The 18875-nt window shown below is 63.8% G+C and carries 16 protein-coding genes; 3 read left to right on the top strand and 13 right to left on the bottom strand.

What is annotated here, in order from left to right; all coding sequences use genetic code 11:
• The first annotated feature begins 76 nt into the window (after positions 1–76).
• A complete protein-coding gene (locus FJ980_RS05120) occupies positions 77–1531 on the top strand; it encodes a glutamate synthase subunit beta (protein ID WP_140541860.1) in 1455 nt (484 codons plus the stop codon).
• A 139-nt stretch (positions 1532–1670) separates the two neighbouring features.
• On the opposite strand, the gene FJ980_RS05115 is transcribed toward FJ980_RS05120, so the two are convergent.
• The 3 genes from FJ980_RS05115 to FJ980_RS05105 all read right to left on the bottom strand — a co-directional run bounded on the left by FJ980_RS05115 (position 1671) and on the right by FJ980_RS05105 (position 4738).
• On the bottom strand, positions 1671–2078 hold the full coding sequence (locus FJ980_RS05115) for an MAPEG family protein (protein ID WP_140541859.1): 408 nt from the start codon (positions 2076–2078) through the stop codon (positions 1671–1673).
• Positions 2079–2187: 109 nt separating this feature from the next.
• Complete coding sequence (locus FJ980_RS05110) at positions 2188–3405, bottom strand: DUF459 domain-containing protein (RefSeq protein WP_140541858.1); 1218 nt, start codon at positions 3403–3405, stop codon at positions 2188–2190.
• A gap of 112 nt (positions 3406–3517) precedes the next feature.
• On the bottom strand, positions 3518–4738 hold the full coding sequence (locus tag FJ980_RS05105) for a lytic murein transglycosylase (protein ID WP_140541926.1): 1221 nt from the start codon (positions 4736–4738) through the stop codon (positions 3518–3520).
• 237 nt (positions 4739–4975) lie between these two features.
• On the opposite strand from FJ980_RS05105, the gene galU reads away from it, so the two are divergent.
• Complete coding sequence (galU, locus tag FJ980_RS05100) at positions 4976–5881, top strand: UTP--glucose-1-phosphate uridylyltransferase GalU (RefSeq protein ID WP_140541857.1); 906 nt, start codon at positions 4976–4978, stop codon at positions 5879–5881.
• A 144-nt stretch (positions 5882–6025) separates the two neighbouring features.
• Here the strand turns inward: galU and FJ980_RS05095 are convergent, their stop codons facing one another.
• A complete protein-coding gene (locus FJ980_RS05095) occupies positions 6026–7819 on the bottom strand; it encodes an outer membrane beta-barrel protein (RefSeq protein ID WP_140541856.1) in 1794 nt (597 codons plus the stop codon).
• 159 nt (positions 7820–7978) lie between these two features.
• Between FJ980_RS05095 and FJ980_RS05090 the strand changes: the two genes are divergently transcribed.
• Positions 7979–8980 (top strand): KpsF/GutQ family sugar-phosphate isomerase, encoded by a 1002-nt coding sequence (locus FJ980_RS05090; RefSeq protein ID WP_140541855.1) that lies wholly within the window; start codon positions 7979–7981, stop codon positions 8978–8980.
• A 158-nt stretch (positions 8981–9138) separates the two neighbouring features.
• Here FJ980_RS05090 and FJ980_RS05085 read toward each other — a convergent pair whose 3' ends face one another.
• The 9 genes from FJ980_RS05085 to FJ980_RS05045 form a co-directional block, all read right to left on the bottom strand.
• Positions 9139–9603 carry an NfeD family protein gene (locus FJ980_RS05085; protein ID WP_140541854.1) on the bottom strand — a complete coding sequence of 155 codons (465 nt, stop codon included), beginning with the start codon at positions 9601–9603 and terminating at the stop codon, positions 9139–9141.
• Positions 9604–9623: 20 nt separating this feature from the next.
• A complete protein-coding gene (locus FJ980_RS05080; protein WP_140541853.1) occupies positions 9624–10574 on the bottom strand; it encodes an SPFH domain-containing protein in 951 nt (316 codons plus the stop codon).
• A gap of 239 nt (positions 10575–10813) precedes the next feature.
• Positions 10814–11878 (bottom strand): ferrochelatase, encoded by a 1065-nt coding sequence (gene hemH, locus FJ980_RS05075; RefSeq protein WP_140541852.1) that lies wholly within the window; start codon positions 11876–11878, stop codon positions 10814–10816.
• Positions 11879–12023: 145 nt separating this feature from the next.
• Positions 12024–14111 (bottom strand): bifunctional metallophosphatase/5'-nucleotidase, encoded by a 2088-nt coding sequence (locus tag FJ980_RS05070; protein ID WP_140541851.1) that lies wholly within the window; start codon positions 14109–14111, stop codon positions 12024–12026.
• Positions 14112–14301: 190 nt separating this feature from the next.
• Positions 14302–14676, bottom strand: a complete 375-nt coding sequence (locus FJ980_RS05065; protein ID WP_140541850.1) for a hypothetical protein — start codon at positions 14674–14676, stop codon at positions 14302–14304.
• Between the two features lie 188 nt (positions 14677–14864).
• On the bottom strand, positions 14865–16310 hold the full coding sequence (locus FJ980_RS05060) for a homospermidine synthase (protein ID WP_140541849.1): 1446 nt from the start codon (positions 16308–16310) through the stop codon (positions 14865–14867).
• Between the two features lie 131 nt (positions 16311–16441).
• Positions 16442–17398: a DUF3445 domain-containing protein gene (locus FJ980_RS05055; protein WP_140541848.1), complete on the bottom strand. Its 957-nt coding sequence runs from the start codon at positions 17396–17398 to the stop codon at positions 16442–16444.
• 15 nt (positions 17399–17413) lie between these two features.
• Positions 17414–18076 (bottom strand): aminotransferase class IV family protein, encoded by a 663-nt coding sequence (locus tag FJ980_RS05050; protein WP_140541847.1) that lies wholly within the window; start codon positions 18074–18076, stop codon positions 17414–17416.
• Positions 18025–18875, bottom strand: an 851-nt coding sequence (locus FJ980_RS05045) for an aminodeoxychorismate synthase component I (protein WP_140541846.1), incomplete at its 5' end; no start/stop codon positions are given. The genes FJ980_RS05050 and FJ980_RS05045, both read right to left, overlap by 52 nt.

Raw genomic sequence — 18875 nt, 5'->3', positions numbered from 1 at the left:
ACGAAGGTTGCCATAGCAGCCTTATGGGGTTAACGGGTGCGCGACAAAGCGTGCCTTCGGACAGCAGGGACTGACTATGGGCAAGGTAACAGGCTTTCTCGAGATCGACCGGCAGGTGCACAAGTACCAGCCTGCCTCGGACCGCGTCCGGCACTTCCGTGAATTCACGCTGCCGATGTCGGACAAGGAAGTCGAGAAACAGGCCGCGCGTTGCATGGATTGCGGCATTCCGTTCTGCCACGGGCCGACCGGCTGCCCGATCCATAATCAGATCCCGGACTGGAACGACCTCGTCTACAATGGCGACTGGGACAACGCGATCCGCAACCTGCATTCGACCAACAATTTCCCGGAGTTCACCGGCCGCATCTGCCCGGCGCCCTGCGAGGAAGCCTGCACGCTGAACCTCGAGGACATTCCGGTCGCCATCAAGACGGTCGAGCAGGCGATCGCCGACAAGGCTTACGAGACCGGCCACATCCGGCCCTATCCGCCGGAGAAGAAGACCGGCAAGCGGGTTGCCGTCATCGGCTCCGGCCCGGCCGGCATGGCGGCGGCGCAGCAACTCGGCCGCGCCGGGCACGACGTGCATGTCTATGAGCGCGAGAGCCGCCCCGGCGGGCTGATGCGTTACGGCATACCGGACTTCAAGATCGAGAAGCACTATATCGACCGGCGCATCGAGCAGATGCAGGGCGAGGGGGTGACCTTCCATTGCGGCGTCAATGTCGGCGTCGACATGAAAGCGGCCGATCTGCTCGGGGAATTCGACGCCGTGCTCTATTGCGGCGGTTCGGAGACGCCGCGTCCGGCCGGCATTCCGGGCAGCGATCTCAGCGGCGTCTATGACGCCATGCCCTATCTGGTGCAGCAGAACCGCCGCGTCGGCGGCGAGCCGATCCAGTCGGTGGCCTGGCCCTCGCACCCGATCATTGCCGGCGGCCAGCATGTCGTGGTCGTCGGCGGCGGCGACACCGCGTCCGACTGCATCGGCACCGCCTTCCGCCAGGGCGCGGTGCGCGTGACGCAGCTCGACATCCGTCCGCAGCCGCCGGAGAAGGAAGACAAGCTTGCCGTCTGGCCCTACTGGGCGACGAAAATGCGCACGTCCTCCTCGCAGGCCGAGGGCGCCGAGCGCGAATTCCAGGTGGCGACGCTCGAGTTCATCGGCGAGGAAGGCCAGCTGACCGGTGTGCGCTGCTGCGAGGTCGACGACAAGCGCAAGCCGATCGCCGGCAGCGAGTTCGTCATCCGCGCCGATCTCGCCTTCATCGCCATCGGCTTCGCCGGCCCGGCGGGCGACAGCCTGATGAAGGAGCTCGACGGCAAAATCAAGGTCGTCACCGACAGCCGCCGCTCGAACAATGTCGAGGCCAACGATCGCGACTACAGGACCAGCGTCGACAAGCTCTATGCGGCGGGCGACGTGCGCCGCGGCCAGTCGCTGGTGGTGTGGGCGATCCGTGAAGGTCGCCAGGCGGCGCGTTCGATCGACGAGGCGCTGATGGGATCGACGGTGCTGCCGCGGTAAGGCTTCAAAGCAGTCAGCCGTTAGACCATGATGGCGTTTCGTTGAATGGCCATCGCGGTCTAACTCTTTGTTGGAGCATGATCTTTATCCGAAAACCGGTTCCCACTTCTCGGGATCATGCTCTAGCTTCTTGAAGCGCCTAACTGACCAGCAGCTTTACCGCCCAGTAGAGGCCGATGGCCATCTGGACCGCGAACGCGGAAAATCGAGCCTTGACCACGTTTGGACTTGTCGACGCCAGATGAATGGCCGACTGGATTAGCCGCGCGGCGATAAACCAGTATGCAAGGGGGTCGGTGATCCCCGTCCGCGAAGTCATCATGGCCACACCCATGAGGCCCCCGAATATCGGGAGTCCCTCAATGCAATTGGCGTGGGCTCGCGCAAGCCGCTGCAAAAAGGGCGAAAGACCTGCGTTATCCGGCGTGAAGCCATTTGCCGGGATGCGCCCACTCACCACAAGATGGGTGCGCAGGATCTCCATCCATACAAGCAGGAGGAGGGTCCAAGTTACGAAGCCAAGCAAGGCATAGCCCGTCGCCGACATGTTCGCCCCTTGTAGTCCCAGCGGAATAGAACAATGCCATTGTTCGGCTTGGCGTGAAATCCTTTCACGCAGGACGATCTAATATCCCGACGAATCCGATGGACGTCGATTAAGGGCTGGTGGGCGTAGGGGCCGACTCGACAGCTGCTGTCGCCGGCTGCGTCTTCGGCGGCCACGAAAAATCGTCGGCGCGGCCGGGCGAGGCGGCGGGCGCCTTGCCTTCGACGATCAGTTTTTCGCCTGGCAGGTTCGGATCGGCCCTGGCCGGCTGCGCGGCGCCGAGCAGCTCGGTGCCGCCGTCGAGCGCCGGGTCGCCGAGAAGCATCGGCGCGGTGCGGTCGACGATGACGGGCGCCGCGGCCGGCTTCGGCGCCTCGACCGGAGCGCCGGCCGGCGCCGACACAGTCGTGACGCTTCCCGGCGCCGCCAAGCCCAGGATCTTCGCCAGCGGCTTTTCCGTATAGAAGGCGAGCTTGCGCTTGCCGGCCTTGGTAACGTTGATGCCGTCATCGGAACGCAGCCGAACCGGCTGGCCGTTGATGTCCGGGCCGGAGGTGACGAAAGCGCCGTTCTCGTCGACGAAGCCGTCCCAGACATCGACGAATTCGCCGCCATGCTTTTCGGCGACCGAATGGTAGATGTCGTTGAAGGCAAGCATGTCCGAGTTCATCTTCGACACGCGGAAGGCCGGCATGCCGACCCATAGGAACGGCACCTTGGTGTCCTGGATGGCCTTGCCGAGCGCATCGGCGCGGCGCTCGTATTCCTTGGTCCAGTTCTCCGAGCGCGGCTGCTCGCGCACCTCGCCGACCCGCATCTGCTGGCGGTCGTTGGAGCCCAGCATGACGATCACGGCCGACGGCTTCTCGGTCTCGATCAGCGACTTGATCTCGACCGGCCAGTTATAGAAATCGTCGCGAACGAAGCCCGACGACCCGTTGGCGCGGGCGACGATTCTGACGGCGGGATTGTCGGCAAAGGCGGTGTCCAGGCCCTCGGCCAGCCCGCCCGCCAGAAAATCGCCGACCACCAGCACGACACGGGCGTCGTTCGTCTTCTCGACGATCGGCGTTTCCGGCTCGGCCGGCGGGCGCGGCTTGGATTTCTTCTTCGGTTTCGGCCTTGATTTCTGGATTTCGAACGGTGGCTCGACGCGTTCGCTGCGGCGCGGGAACAGAAGGTCACGCAACGACCAGCCGCGGCTTTCCTCCTGCGCGAATGCCGGTGCGTGGAAAGCGCCGGCGGCAGTGACGACTAGCACGGCCAGGGCGAGAATCAGTATCGGCGCCCGGCGAATGCCCTGCCTGATACGCGCAACCGAAACCAAACACCTCTCCATCCCTTGGCGCATGACCGGAAGACGTGGGAAAGTCATGCGCAAGCCGAAGCGCTACGGCATCCTTGCCGTCTTTGAGAGGATGCTGGCGCTTCCCCAAGCTTTACTGCTTGCGGAGCCATTTGAGCACTTCCAGGCTCGGATAGCCATCCTGGTTCAAGCCGACCTTGGCCTGGTAGGCCATGATGGCGGCTTTCGAGCCATCGCCGATCTTGCCGTCGAACTTGCCGTCATAATAGCCGTGATCTGAAAGCCGCTTCTGCAGTTCCTGCCGTTCCTCGAAGCTGAGCTTGGTGAAAGGCCGCTGCCAGTCCTGCACCAGGCCGGTGCCGCCGGCGATCTCGTCGGCCAGAAGGCCCACGGCCAAAGCGTATTTGTCGGCGTTGTTGTAGGCCTTGATGACAGAGAAATTCCTGATCATCAGGAAGGCGGGTCCACTTCGGCCGTCCGGCACTTTCAACGTCGCCTTGTCGGTCAGGTTCTTGAACGGCTTGCCGCTGGCCCTGACGACGCCGAGCGTCTGCCATTGGGCGATCGTCTTTGCGCCGCCGGGCAATTTGCCGGCTGGTATGGAGACCTCATAGCCCCAGGTCTTGCCGGCCTGCCAGCCGTTCTTCTTGAGCAGATTGGCGGAGGTCGCCAGCGCGTCGGGGATCGAACTCCAGATGTCGCGCTTGCCATTGCCGTCCATGTCGACCGCATAGCGCTGGTAGCTGGTCGGGATGAATTGGGTCTGGCCCATCGCGCCTGCCCAGGAGCCCATCAGATGGCTTTCGTCGATGTCGCCGGTCTGCAGGATCTTCAAGGCCGAGATCAGTTGGGTGCGGGCATATTTCGACCGCTTCGGATCGCCATAGGCAAGCGTCGCCAGCGAGCGGACGACGTTGCGCATGATGTCGTCGCGCTTGAGCGTCTCGCCATAGTTCGATTCCATCGACCAGATGGCCAAAAGGATGTTGCGGTCGACACCGAACCGCGCCTCGATGCGATCGAGCCACGGCCTCCATTTCTTCGCCATCGCCTGGCCGTTGGCGACTGCCTGGTCGTGCACGCGGTTATCGAAATAGTCCCAGGCGGGCGCGGTGAATTCCGGCTGGGTGCGGGCCTTTTCCAGCACGACCGGGTCGGGCTCGATGCCTCTCATCGACTGGTCGTAGACCGCGCCCGAAACGCCGCCCGCCACCGCGGTGGCGCGGAAATCCGAGACCCACTGGCGGAATCCGGCATCGGCGAAAGCGGGTCCGGCGGGCATCAGCAAGGCCAGCGTGAGGCCGGCGGCCGTCGCCAGTGCCGTCAGGCGCCTCGCGGTGTTGCGAACGGACATCATTTCCTCCTTCGTCAAATCAGGAAGGATCATTCAACGCCGAACCGGGTTAGCATTTGGTTTACCATAGGTGCCGCAGGGAACGAAAAGAGATGTCGCGGCTTTTAGCTGACACGTTCACTGTTCGCCCTTAATCCGACATTCCGGCGTGAAAATGATTCCGCCGTGAAAATATTTGGGGGGATTGCGGAGCGTGCTGCCGAGCGGATAATTGGCCGAAACGCAGGGGGTGTCAGCATGAAGCGCGTTCGCAAGGCAGTTTTCCCGGTCGCCGGCCTCGGCACGCGGTTTCTGCCGGCCACCAAGGCCATCCCGAAGGAAATGCTCACTGTCGTCGACCGGCCGGTCATCCAATATGTGGTCGATGAGGCGCGCGAGGCCGGCATCGAGCATTTCATCTTCGTGACCGGGCGCAACAAGGCGGTCATCGAGGATCATTTCGACGTCCAGTTCGAGCTCTATGACACGCTTGCCCAGCGCGGCAAGGACGATCAGCTCGCCCGCCTGCAGCGGCTGCAGCCGGCTCCCGGACAGACGAGCTTCACGCGCCAGCAGGTGCCGATGGGCCTTGGCCACGCCGTCTGGTGCGCCCGCGAGCTGGTCGGCGAGGAGCCGTTCGCCCTGCTTCTGCCGGACATGATCATGCAGTCGGAAAAGAGCTGCATGAAGGACATGGTCGAGCTCTATGCCGAGACCGGCAACAACATCATCGCCGTGCAGGAATGCGATCCGGCCGAGGCGCATAAATACGGCATTGTCGGCCGTGGCGAGGACACGCATCACGGCTTCCGCATCACCGGCATGGTGGAGAAGCCGAAGCAGGGCACCGCGCCCTCCAACCTCTTCATCAACGGCCGCTACATCCTGCAGCCGGAAATCTTCGGCATCCTGGAAAGCCAGGAACGCGGCGCCGGCAATGAGATCCAGCTGACCGATGCGATGCTGAAGCTGGAGAAACAGCAGGCCTTCTACGGCTATCACTACAAGGGGCGCACCTTCGATTGCGGCTCGCCGGAAGGTTTCGTCGAGGCCAATGTCGCCTTCGCGCTCTGGCGTAGCGACATGAACGGAAGCATGGCCGGCGTCATCCGCACGCTGCTGGACGAGGTGCAGCCGGTAGAGCGGCGCGGCGCCGCGTCTTAGCCTATGCCGATATTCAGGTGAGGCCGGTCTGCGAACGGCAGTTTCCTGCGCTTCCGGTGCTCACGTACTTTGAGTACGCTCCGCTCCGGTTCTCGGAACCCGCCGTTCTCGACTCGGCCTGATAGGCTTGGGCCGTCGCTGCGTTCAGCGCTGGACCTTCAGGCCGAGATAGACGCTGTTGGTGGTATAGTCTCGGCCAGGCAGATTGCTGGTCAGCTTCTCCGTCCTCACCCTGGTGGTGACCCCGGCATAGCGGTTCAGCCACCAGGTCAGTCCGGCCTCGGCGCTCAGGATCAAATCGTGGCCGTCGGAGCCGGTGTAATCGCGCCAGTCGAGGCCGAGCGCCGAGTTCGCCGTCAGATTGGCGCGAATCTGGCGCTCGCCGGTCAGGCGGCCGGAGTAGAGAATATCGCCGCTCTCATTGGCCGTCGTGGTTGTTTCGACGCTGGTCTTGCCGGTCAGGCCGATAGTGGTGCCGCGCTCGGGCGACCATTTGAGGTCGGCGTCGATGCTCGGACCCGCCACCGCCGGAAGGCGGCTGTCGTCGATCGCCTCGCGCAGCCAGCCGACGGAAAATTCGCCGGACAGCTTCTCGCCCATGTCGAGCTCGAGGCCGGCGCGCGCGCCAAGCCTGGTCGAGGATCGCTCGAAGCCGTCGGTGTCGACGCGCAGGTCATAGAGGCGCCGCCCGGCCTCGACTTCCGTGAACGGCGTCAGCGCCGGCGAAATCTCGTAACCGGTGCGCAAGGTCGCGGTATAGAGCGTGGAATCGCGATCCTTCTGCGAAACGGTGGTGCCGTCGGAGAGCTCGGCATCGCCGTAGAAATCATGCGAGACCGCGCCGGTCAGCGCGTAGCGCATCTTGCCGACACTCTTTTCGAGACCGAGGCTGCCGTCGACGGTCTGGCGCAGCGGCTGTTGGGTGACACCGGCGATCGCATCCGGCGAGGAGGCCGATTCGGGCGCGGCTTCATAGCCCAGCTTGGCAATGGCGCGCAGCTCGTTATCGAGGTCGACATTGAGCTGGCCCTCGATGCGGCCCTGCGCATCGTTGATCTTCTGGCCAGAGACGGTGTTGCGGAACTGGCCGTAGCCGGTGATCAAAGCCGAATTCTCGCGCCAGTCGGAGGTCGCGGTGAAACGCAGCGCCGTCTCGGACAGAACCGCCGATTTGCCGGTGCTGCTGGAATCGGCGTTGGACGTCGCGGTGAAGCCCTGCTCGAGCGTCGGCCGCAAGAGAAAGGTGCCGACCTTGACGCCCGGCGCGGCGAAGGGATCATCCTCCGGCTTGACCTTCAGGCCTTCGATGGAGGCGGTGCGTTCCTGACCGGGGTCCAGCTTCTGCTTGTCGACGCTGTCGATGGTAACGGCACGGCGGTTGCTGCCGTCCTCATCGCCGGTGGCGGTGGCGTCGGTCCGGTTGCCTGTGCCGGCGGTCGCTGCGGTGGTCGTGCTGTCCGTCGCTTCGCCGGTTTTCTTCTTGGCCTTCTTCTTGTCGGCGGTCTTGGTGCCGGCCTTGGCGTCGCGAGCGCGCTGATTCGCGGTCGAGGGCCGGCGGCGTTTTACCGGGGCCTTCGTGTCGGCCAATTGATCGTCCGTTGCCTGCGGCTGGTCGAAGATGCTGTCCGTCGCGCCCGCCGTCTGATCGTTATCGGGAACGGCGCCGGGGCTTGACGGCTGGTAGGTCGTCGATGCCGTATCCTGGACGGCAGCGGCGGCGGGCGGGGTCTGACCCTGCGATCCCTGCGCCCGCAACTGCCTGGCCTTGCGCTGCTGGTCGGCGAGTATGGCAGAATCGGAGACCTCGCCGCGCAGCTCGGTTTCCTGCGAGAATGCCGGCGCGGGATGCAACAAGGCAAGCGCGCTTGCCGTCAGCAGCAGTGCTGCAACGGCAATGCCTTTCCGACCGATTTTCGTTTCAGGCTGGCCCCCGGACATCGTCACCACTGCTTGCGCGGCGCGGTTGCGCCATACTTACCGAACCGTAAATGCGGATGGTTAACGGAGGGTTGAGAGAGCCGCCTCAGAGCTCCCCAATCGGAGGTTGAAGGCAATTCCGTTGGACAGGGGCGCGGCAAAGCGCTAATCGCTTGCTCCATGCATGCGGGGTCCCCAGAAAGAAAGCAGCCGGACAGGCAGGCCGCGATCGAATCGGCGCTGAGAACGGTGGCCACGGAGCAGACCGGCGTGGCGGCCCTGGCCGCCGCGCTCGCAAACGGGCTGACCGAGCCTTTTGCCGCTGCGATCGACCTGATCTCGCGGATCGAGGGCCGCGTCATCGTCACCGGCGTCGGCAAGAGCGGCCATATCGGCGCCAAGATCGCCGCGACGCTTGCCTCGACCGGCACGCCAGCCTTTTTCGTCCATCCGGCCGAGGCCAATCACGGCGATCTCGGCATGATCGCCAAGGACGACGCCATAATCGCCATGTCCTGGTCGGGCGAAAGCAAGGAATTGATGGGCATCGTCGCCTATTCGAGGCGTTTTTCCATCCCGCTGATCGCCATTACTTCCGGCGAGAGCTCGGCGCTGGCGCGTGCGGCCGATGTGGTTTTGCTGCTGCCGGTCGTGCCCGAGGCTTGTCCGCACGGGCTGGCGCCGACGACATCGACGCTTCTCCAACTCGTGCTGGGCGACGCGTTGGCCATCGCTCTGCTCGAAGCGCGGGGCTTCACGCCGGATCACTTCCGAACCTTGCACCCCGGCGGGCAGCTTGGCGCCAACCTGACATTGGTGTCGGAGATCATGCGGACCGGCGATCAGGTGCCGCTCGCCCTGCTCGGCACCAAGATGCCGGAAGCGGTGATGACGCTGTCGCAGAAGAAAGTCGGGTGCGTCTGCATCGTCGATGCGAACGGCAAACTGGTCGGGATCGTCACCGACGGCGACGTTGCACGCAATCTGCATCGCAATCTGGCCGACGTGACCGTCGATGAGGTCATGACCCGCACGCCCAAGACGATCGATCCGCAGACGCTGGCGGGCACGGCGATTGCCATGCTCAACGAGCACAATATCGGCGCGTTGGTCGTGACCAAAGACAAAATGCCGGTGGGCGTGGTTCACTTCCACGACCTGCTGCGCATTGGCGCAGCGTAGAGCGGTTCGCCATTTCACGGAAACGGCGAACCGCTCTATCTTTTTGTTTTTACGCAATTCCGAACGGAAAACCGCTTCACACTTTTCCTGGAATTGCTCTAGCCACGCACTTTTCCTGGAATTGCCTTAGTCTCAGCCCGTCCGATACCTGTCTCGGTTCAGGCCGCCTCGACCGTCAGCTCCAGGTCGGTGTCGGCGGCGCCGACAACGCGCACTTGCGTGCCAGCAGGCAGATCAGGACCGGAAACGCGCCACAGCGTGTCGCCGAGCTTGATGCGGCCGCGGCCGTCCTTGATCGGTTCGGCCAGCGTCGCCAGCTTGCCCACCATCTGCGCGCCGCGGCGGTTGAGCAGCGGCTGGTCGGCATCGTCGTGGCGGCCGGCCATCAGTTTCTTGCCGACGAAAGCCGAGATCAGCGACAGGATCAGGAACGCCAGCACCTGCACCTGCCAGGTCCAGAAAGCGGCGTCCCATATCGCCAGCGACACGGCGCCGATGATGAGCGCGGCGATGCCGATCCACAGCATGAAGACGCCCGGCGCGACGATCTCCATCACCAGGAGCACGAAGCCCAGAACCATCCAGTTCCACGGGCCGAGTTCGGAAACGATACGGTCGAACATGGGAGCAGCCTCCTATGATCTCAGTTTTCGTTCGGCCGAACCAGCGGCGGGCGTGCGGCCTGCCGCTGCGCGCCGGCCGTACCTTCACTCCTGAAAACTTCCTTGGCGATCTCGCCGATGCCGCCGAGCGTTCCGATCAGCGACGAGGCTTCCAGCGGCATCAGCACGATCTTGCTGTTCGTGGCCGAGCCGATCCTGGTCAGCGCCTCGGTGTATTTCTGGGCGATGAAGTAGTTGAGCGCCTGCACGTCGCCCTTGGCGATGGCTTCCGACACGACCTGCGTCGCCTTGGCCTCCGCTTCGGCCGAGCGCTCGCGCGCCTCGGCGTCGCGGAAGGCAGCTTCCCTGCGGCCCTCGGCCTCGAGGATCTGCGACTGCTTGAGGCCTTCGGCGGCCAGGATCTGGGCGCGCTTGTTGCGCTCGGCCGTCATCTGGCGGCCCATCGATTCGATCAGATTGGCCGGCGGATTGATGTCCTTGATCTCGACGCGGGTGATCTTGATGCCCCACGGATGCGCCGCCTCGTCGACGACGCGCAACAGGCGCTCGTTGATGGCGTCGCGGTTGGACAGCAATTCGTCGAGGTCCATCGAGCCCATGACGGTACGGATGTTGGTCATGGTCAGGTTGAGAATGGCGTTCTGCAGCCCGGCCACCTGATAAGCGGCCTGCGCGGCGTTGAGGATCTGGTAGAAGGCGATGCCGTCGACACCGACGATGGCGTTGTCGCGAGTGATGATCTCCTGCGTCGGCACGTCGAGCACCTGCTCCATCATATTCATCTTGGCGCCGACGCGCTCGAAGATGGGATTGATGATGTTCAGGCCAGGCGTCAGCGTCTTGGTGTACCGGCCGAAGCGTTCCACCGTGTAATTATAACCTTGCGGCACCGTCTTGATGCCTTTGAAAAGAAGGATGATGACCAGGAAGACAAGAACAATGATGGCAATATCGAAACCGCTGAAGCCCATTTCGTTTCTCCCTCAAAAGGCGGCGACCTCACGGAATCACTTAAGTGTGTTTCCGCAGCGTTACAATCAGGTGATCGGGAATATTGGTTAGCGAAGGCTTTTGCGCACCGGTTTCTAGCTAAAGCGCGTCGCGCTGAAAGGGGTTCAGTCGACGCGCTTTAGGTCTTTGTCTTGATGCATGTCGTTGTCCCAGAACCGCTGCACACTTCTGGACGACATGCATTAGCCGGTGAAACCGGTCACACCCAGCCGGAAAGCTCGCGTCGCGCCAGCGCTTCGATGACCGCCATGCCCTCGGCGCTGTCGTTGAGGCAGGGGATATGCGCAAAATTCTCGCCGCCGGCGTGATGGAAGGTTTCGGCCGCCTCGCGGCCGATCTCGTCCAGCGTCTCGATGCAGTCGACGGAGAAACCGGGATTGACGATGGCGATCGATTTCACGCCGTCCTTGGCCAGTTGCTCGACGGTGACATCGGTGTAAGGCTGCAGCCATTCCTGCGCGCCGAAACGCGACTGGAAGGTGGCGATGAACTTCTTCTCGTCCCAGCCGAGCCTTGCCCGCAGCAGCCGCGTGGTCTCCAGGCAATGCGCCCCGTAGGGATCGCCCTTGTCGGAATAGGGCTTGGGGATGCCGTGATAGGAGGCGATCACCACCTCCGGCACGAAGTCGAGGATCGCCAGGTGCTGCTCGATCGAACGCGCAAGCGCGTCGATATAGACCGGTTCGTCATAATAGGGCGGCACGCTGCGGATCGCCGGCGCGCGCCTGATCTTCATCAGCGCACGGAACAGCTGGTCGTTGGCGGTCGCCGTCGTCGTCGCCGAATATTGCGGGTAGAGCGGAAAGGTGAGGATGCGGTCGCAGCCCTGGTCGACCAGCTTCTGAGTGACGCTTGCCGTCGAGGGATCGCCGTAGCGCATCGCCCAGTCGACCACCACATCGGGCAGGTCGGCCAGCGCCGCCCCCAGCTTCTGACCTTGAGCGCGGGTGAAAGTGCGCAGCGGCGACTCGTTCATCTCCCGGTTCCAGATACGGGCATAGTTGGCGCCGGATTTTTTCGGCCGGGTGGTCAGCACCAGTCCATACAGGATCGGATACCAGATCGCCTTGTTGAGCTCGATGACGCGCGGATCGGAGAGGAATTCGCGCAGGTAGCGCCACATCGGCCTGAAGTCCGTGCCGTCGGGCGTGCCGAGATTGACCAGCATGACGCCGATCTTGCCCGGCCTGACCGGCGCGGCATGCGCCGACGGCAGGCCGACGGCCTTTGCAGCTTTGGCATCGGTGGGGTTGGCAAGAGTCATCAACAATCTCCGGTAGCGCCGCGGAACCTAGCGATGCCCTGCCGGTTTTCAATGCTGCGTCTGGCCGCACCTTATCGCGTCAGGGCTTCAAAAAGGAACACCCGCCCGGTTGCCCGGACGGGCGCGATCAGTCCCGGACCAGGCGTTACTTCGCGGCAGGCGGAATGGTCAGCGTCGCGCCGAGCGGCAGGCGACGCGGCTTATAATCCTTGTTGGCTTCGGAGATCAGCTTCCACTTGGTTGCGTCGCCATAGGCTTTCTTGGCCAAGTCCCAATAGGTATCGCCGGCGGCAACGGTGTGGCTGGTCTCGGCCGGTTTCGCTTCGGCCTGTGTTGCCTGCGCCGGCTTGGCCGGCTCGGCTGCGGGAGCAGGCGTTGCCGGGGCAGCCTCGGCAGGCTTTGCCGGTTCCGCGGCCGGCACCGCAGGCGCGGTTTCATTAGAAACCGCCGGCGGCGTGCCGGCTATGTCGCTGGAACCGGAAGGCGGAGCCGGCATGGCGGGCTCGCCGTTTGCCGGCGACGTCTCGGCTGGTTTTGCTGCCCCGTTCGCAGGCGCCTGGGTGGCGGGGGCGGTCTCGGCAGGCTTCACCGGTTCCGCAGGCTTGGCCGGCTCGGCCGCCGCCGCCGCAAGTTCGGTGATGCGGCCGTCGAGCTTGGGCGTATAGGGACGGTGGGCGCCGAGATAGTCGGCCACCACCTGATCCAGGCCGGGGCCGTAGTCATAGGCGTCGGTCGCCTTGTCGGCGAAAACCTTGTAGCCGTCGCCGCCCTGGCGGACGTAGTTGTTGGTGGCGACGAGGTACTGCTTGTCCGGGCTGATCGGCGTCCAGGCGCCGTTCTCCATCACCTCGACCGATTTGACGCGGCCGGCATTGGGCGCGACGGATCTGTCGAAGGAATATTTGATGCCGGCAACCTGCGGGAAGCGGCCGGCGCCGTCCTCGATCTGGCTGAGGCCGTTTTCAAGGCCCGCAACCAGGTCCTTGCCCGAGATCTTGAAAGTGGCCAGCGTGTTCTGGAAGGGCAGCACGGTCAGCACCTCGCCCATAGTCACCGTGCCCTGGTCGATCGAGGCGCGCAGGCCGCCGCCGTTCGAGATGACGATTTCGACGCCCTGGCCCTTGGTGCGGTCGAGAATGGCGTCGGAGACGAGATTGCCCATCTCGCATTCGCGCGCGCGGCAATTCTCGCGGCTGCCGTCGATGGCCTTGGTGGTCTCGGCCACCTCCTTGTTCTTCAGCGCCTCGATCGGCGCGCCGAGCTCCTTGATGCGGGCAAGAACGGCGGGATCGGGGGTGATCGACTTGTCGAGATAGATCGGCGCGCCGCTTGCCTCCTTGACGACGCCGTTGTCGTCGAACACGACCTTGAACTCGCCGAGATATTTCGAATAGGACGCGGCCTGCACGACCGGCACCTTGTAACCGTCGGGGTTGTCGACCATCGTCGGGTAGGGGCCCTCGGCCTTCGGATCGGTGTTCGACAGAAGGGTGTGGCTGTGACCGCCGACCACCACGTCGACACCCGGGATTTTCGCTATGACGTCGCGCTCGCGCCTGTAGCCGATATGGGTGACCGCGATGATCTTGTTGATGCCTTGCGCCTTGAGCTTCTCGACCTCGGCGGTGATCGACTTGACGTCGTCGGTGATGGCGATGTTCGGGCCGGGCGAGGCGAGTTCGGGCGTGTCGTTGGTGACGGCGCCGACGATGCCGATCTTCTGGCCGCCGATCTCGAGGACGATCGAAGGCTTGATCTTGTCCTTGGCGCCGGACTTGTCGTTGGGCACGACATTGGCGCTGACGATCGGGAATTTCGCCTTGTCGAGATAGGGAACCAGCGCGGTCTCGCCGTCGTCGAACTCGTGGTTGCCGAGCGTTACCGCGTCGGGCTTGATCTGATTGAGGAATTCCTCTTCCACGGCACCCTTGTAGGTGGTGTAGAACAGCGATCCCTGGAAGCTGTCGCCGGCATTGAGCAGCAGCAGGTTCTGGCCTTCGAGTTTCTTGCGTTCCTCAGCGATCGCCGTGACCAGCCTGCCGGCGCCGCCGATGCATTCGCCCTTGGTCTCCTCGTCGGCGGAGCAGGTCGACTCATATTTGTTGTTGCCTTCGATGCGGCTGTGCCAATCGTTGAAATGCAGGATGTTCAGCGTGTAGTCGGCAAAAGACACGCCCGCCGACAGGCCGAGCGCCGATGCCGACAGGGCTAGGATCGCGGCACTCTTCTTCATCTTCGTCTCCCGGATAAGCTGACTTCGAATATGCTTAACGCCCTCGCTTGACTGGAAAATAACAGTCAGCTCCGGTCATGTTCACATCGGGTTCCGGTCGATGCAAGCACAAATCAGGGAGATGTTTGCCGGCACAAAAAAGGACGGCGGCTTGCGCCGCCGGCCCTGTCAGCTGAAGATTTGCGAACTCTCAAGCCCGGCGCGTCAGCACGAAATTCTGGCCGCTGGCGCTGGTGCAGTTGAGCTGGCTGGTGGAGATCATCAGGCAGTTGAAGCTGACCGGCGTCTGGCGGATCAGCGAGGTGCCGTGGATCTCGACCGAGGTCGCTCCGGTCATGGTGTAGCTGCCTTCCGACAGCTTCTGGCCGGTATCGGTGGCGACGGTGGCGAAGCTGCCGGCCGCGAAGGTCGACAGGCCGGTGCCCTTGGCGTCGATCCAGTTGCCCTCGACGCCCTTCGGCGCTGCCATCGAGGGCTGGTCCGCGGGGCCGGTGGTGGTGCAGGCGGCCGCAGCCAGAAGGCTTGCCGCGGCGCCTGCTGAAAGCAGTTTGCGCGCAATGGTCATTTTGAAAATCCTCTCCTCAGTCCGCCGATACTCAATCGCCCGATTTCCGGGCGATTGCAAGGCGGCGAGGGAGAGCGTCTCCACCGCTTCACGGAAACGGCGAGCCGCTCTATCTCCTTGTTTTCACGCAAATCCAGACGGAAAACCGTCTCACACTTTTGCTCGAATTGCTCCGGCGGGTCCGGCTGCTATCGGACGAGGATGTTGCGGAACTGCCACGGGTCGTCCTTGTCCAGGTCCTCCGGGAAGAGGCCCGGCCGATTGTCCAGCGGCGTCCAGTCGGTGTAGTAGCCCCTGACCGGGCCGAGATAGGGCGACTGCACGTCGAGGCAACGCCGGTAGTTCATCTCGTCGGCTTCGACGATGCCGGCAGTCGGGTTCTCCAGCGCCCAGACCATGCCGGCGAGCACCGCCGAGGTGACCTGCAGGCCGGTGGCGTTCTGGTAGGGAGCGAGCTTGCGCGCCTCGGCCAGCGACAGCTGCGAGCCATACCAATAGGCGTTCTTGTCGTGGCCGTAGAGCAGCACGCCGAGCTCGTCGACGCCGTCGACCAGCTCGTTCTCGTCGAGCACGTGGTGAACCGGCTGCGGCTTGCCGGCGGCGCCGAACATCTCGTCCAGCGACAGCAAGGCGTCGTTGCAGGGATGGTAGGCGTAGTGGCAGGTCGGGCGATATTGGACCTTGCCCTTCTTCGAGCGCACGGTGAAGAAGTCGGCGATCGAGATCGACTCATTGTGCGTCACCAGCAGGCCGTATTGCGGGCCGGGCGTCGGGCACCAGCTGCGCACGCGCGTGTTGGCGCCGGGCTGTTCCAGAAAGATTGCCGCCTTGGAGCCGTGCTTGTGCTTCTTGCCGTTCTTCGGCATCCAGTTTTCATGCGTGCCCCAGCCGAGCTCGGCCGGCTGCAGGCCCTCCGAGATAAAACCTTCGACCGACCAGGTGTTCCAGAACACGTTCATCGGCTTCGGCTTCTTGGTGCGCTGGGTGTCGCGCTCGGCGATATGGATGCCCTTGACGCCGGCCTTCTTCATCAGCCTGGCCCAGGCCTCGCGGTCTTCCTGCGCGGGCTCCGAAAAGTCGAGACCAAGATCGGTGGCGAGGTTGACCAGCGCCTTCTTGACGAACCACGAGACCATGCCGGGATTGGCGCCGCAGGTGGAGACCGCCGTCGGGCCGCCCGGCTTATCCTGCTTTTCCTTGATCATCGCCTCGCGCAGCGCATAGTTGGTGCGGCTGGCATTGTCGGCCTCGGCGTCGAAATAGAAGCCGAGCCACGGCTCGACGACAGTGTCGATGTAGAGCACGCCGAGCTTGCGGCACAATTTCATCAGGTCCACCGAGCCGGTGTCGACCGACAGGTTGACGCAAAAGCCCTGGCCGCCGCCATTGGTCAGAAGCGGCGTCAGCAGCTTCTTGTAATTCTTCTCGGTCACCGCGTCCTGCATGAAGGCGATGCCGCGCTCGTCGAGCAGCTTGCGGTCGGTGTCGCGCGGGTCGATGACCGTCATGCGCGACTTGTCGAACTTGAAATGGCGCTCGATCAGCGGCAGCGTTCCCCGTCCGATCGAGCCGAAGCCGATCATCACGACAGGGCCGGTGATTTCACCGTAAACGGGCCAGTTTTCATTCGCCATTTTTTCGCACACTCCTTCAAACTCGCGCAAAACCGGGGCCTTTTGCCCGACGGCCAAGCGCTACACCACAGATCATTGTCATAAACCAGCGAAAAGCACCAACCGCCGGCCCGGCCAGGCTGGCACCTTGGTTAAGGCGTGCAGGCCATGCCGCTGAGGAATTCGACCAGCCGGTCGCGGTCGGCGGTCAGGCCCTTATAGTCGAGTTGTTGCTGGTCGAGGGCCAGGAGCTGCTCCGCGAACGAGACGGCGAGGGGTGCCCGGTCAGGATGGCGAATGAGCAGCTTGAGCGGATCGAGATGGATGCGGATGGTGAAGAGGATGTCGCGCGACAGGGGAAGCTTGCGCAACGTCTGGCGTTCGACGCGGATGAAGGCGTGGGCGTCGACATCGCCGTCGGCGAAGCGGCTCGGGCGGTTCGTGGCGCGGTCGGTGCGCTCGACATTGGAGAGCGGATGATAGAGCGCATCGCCGGCCTGGATCGACCAGTTGAAGCGCTCGACCGCCTGGCCCTGCAGGCCGTCGAACATGCGGTTGATGAGCTCGGCCGGCCGCGTGCCGGGTCCGAATCCGGGCACCGGCTCGTGGATCTCCTGCAGCGGCTTGCCGAATTTCTCCTGCAGCGACCAGGACGAAGGGAAGCAGAGCGAGCCGGCGGCGAGCCGCCAGCCGCGCTCGTCGCGGCGCATCAGGATCAGATCTTCCTGGACGAGCAGCGAAGCCTTAGCCAGCGGCGCCTCGCGCAGGGCAGGAGGCAGCCTGTCGCTTGCCGCCTCGAAACCGATCGGCTCGACGTCCTCTTCGTTGCGACGGTGCGTGCCGGGATGCGCGGCTTCGAGATGCGCGACGAGCAGGTCCAGCACTTCGCGCTGAGCGTCTCGGGTGCCGTCTTCCTCGACAAAGACCTTTTCCGGGATTTCCGCATAGAGCCGTTGCTTCTCGGCCAGATGCGGCAGCAGCAATTCATCGACCTCGATCCAGCGGTCGAAGTCGAGCGGCTTCAGCCCGATGGTGAAGAGTTTCGAGGACCCGTCATAGGGCGTGTGGGTCGGCTGGCGAACGGTCATGCCTGTTTGGGTGTTGTCCATTTATGTCTCCGGCGGTCAGCCAAGCCGCGCCGGGATCAGCCCGCGCAGTGAGTTGCCGACGAAGATCGCCTTCGCCGCCTTCAGATCGTCGAAGCTGTAGATCGCTTCCACGGCGCGGCCTTCGTCCAGAAGCGCGCCGCGCAATATTCCAGGCAAAAGGCCGCAGTCGAGCCGAGGCGTGGCAAGCGGGCCGTCGCCGAAGTCGGCGAAGAGATTGGTGATCGTGCCCTCGCAGAGCTCGCCGCGCTCGTTGGCCAAAAGCACTTCGTCGGCGCGGGTGGCGAGATATTCGGCGCGCGCCTGCGTGTAGACCTGGCGCAGGCTTGTCTTGTGGCGCAACAGCGTGTTGGCCGAATCGATCCGTGTTCGCGCCAGCTGTAGCCGCCAGACCTTGTCGGCGGGCAGCGGTTCATAGACTTGAGCCGCGGCCGTCGCTTCGCCATTGCGCTGCAAGGCGAGGCGCACGCGCAAGGCAAGCTTGTTCCCGCCGACGGTGTTCGAAAGCACTTCACCGATCCGTTCAGGATCGCAGGCGAAGCCGAGTTCGGTGGCGGACGCATAAAGCCTCGCAAGGTGGCGCTCGAAGCGCAGGAAGCCCGAGCCAGGCTCCCAGCGCATGGTCTCGATCAGCTCGAAGCCGGCACCGTTCCCGTCGCGAAGCGGGCTTTCAACAGACACTCCCGATACTCCTCCTCGGCGGTCGAATCGAAGACGACGCCGCCGCCGACATTGTAGACGGCCTCGCCGTCGGCAAAGAGCGAGATGGTGCGGATCGCCACCGAAAAACGCATCCTGCCTCCCGGCGCGATCCAGCCGATGGCGCCGCAATAAACGTCTCGCGGCGCATCTTCCAACTCATGCAGGATTTCCATGGCGCGGATTTTCGGCGCACCGGTGATCGAGCCGCAGGGAAAGAGCGCGGCGAAGACCTGGCGGATGCCGATGTCGGGCAAAAGCCGCGCCCGCACGCGGCTGACCATCTGGTGCACCGTCGGATAGGTCTCGATGCGGAACAACTCCGGCACGTCCAGCGTGCCGACTTCGCTGATCAGCGAGATGTCGTTGCGGAGCAGGTCGACGATCATCCGGTTCTCGGCCTGGTTCTTCTCATCATTGCGCAGGAAGGTTTTCTGGCGCTCGTCGTCGGCTTCCGTCGCACCACGCGGCGCCGTGCCCTTCATCGGATGCGTCTCGACCATGCCCTGCGCGTCGATCTCGAAGAACAGTTCGGGTGAGCGCGACAGCACGACCGGATCGCCAAGCGAAACCAGTGCGCCATATTTCACCGGCTGGCGTTCGGTCAGCGCGTCGAAGGCGGCCAGCGGATCGCCCGACCATTGCGCATGCACCGGAAAGGTCAGGTTGCCCTGGTAGCAGTCGCCTTGCCTGATGTGCCGGTGCAGCCGCGAGAACCGCTTCTCGTAATCCTCGAACGACCATGTCGCCCTTGCATCGAAGATCGGGCCGTTGGTCGCCG

It is taken from the genome of Mesorhizobium sp. B1-1-5 (assembly GCF_006443065.1).
Taxonomy (GTDB): domain Bacteria; phylum Pseudomonadota; class Alphaproteobacteria; order Rhizobiales; family Rhizobiaceae; genus Mesorhizobium.
This window is presented reverse-complemented; position numbering and strand designations above follow the sequence as displayed.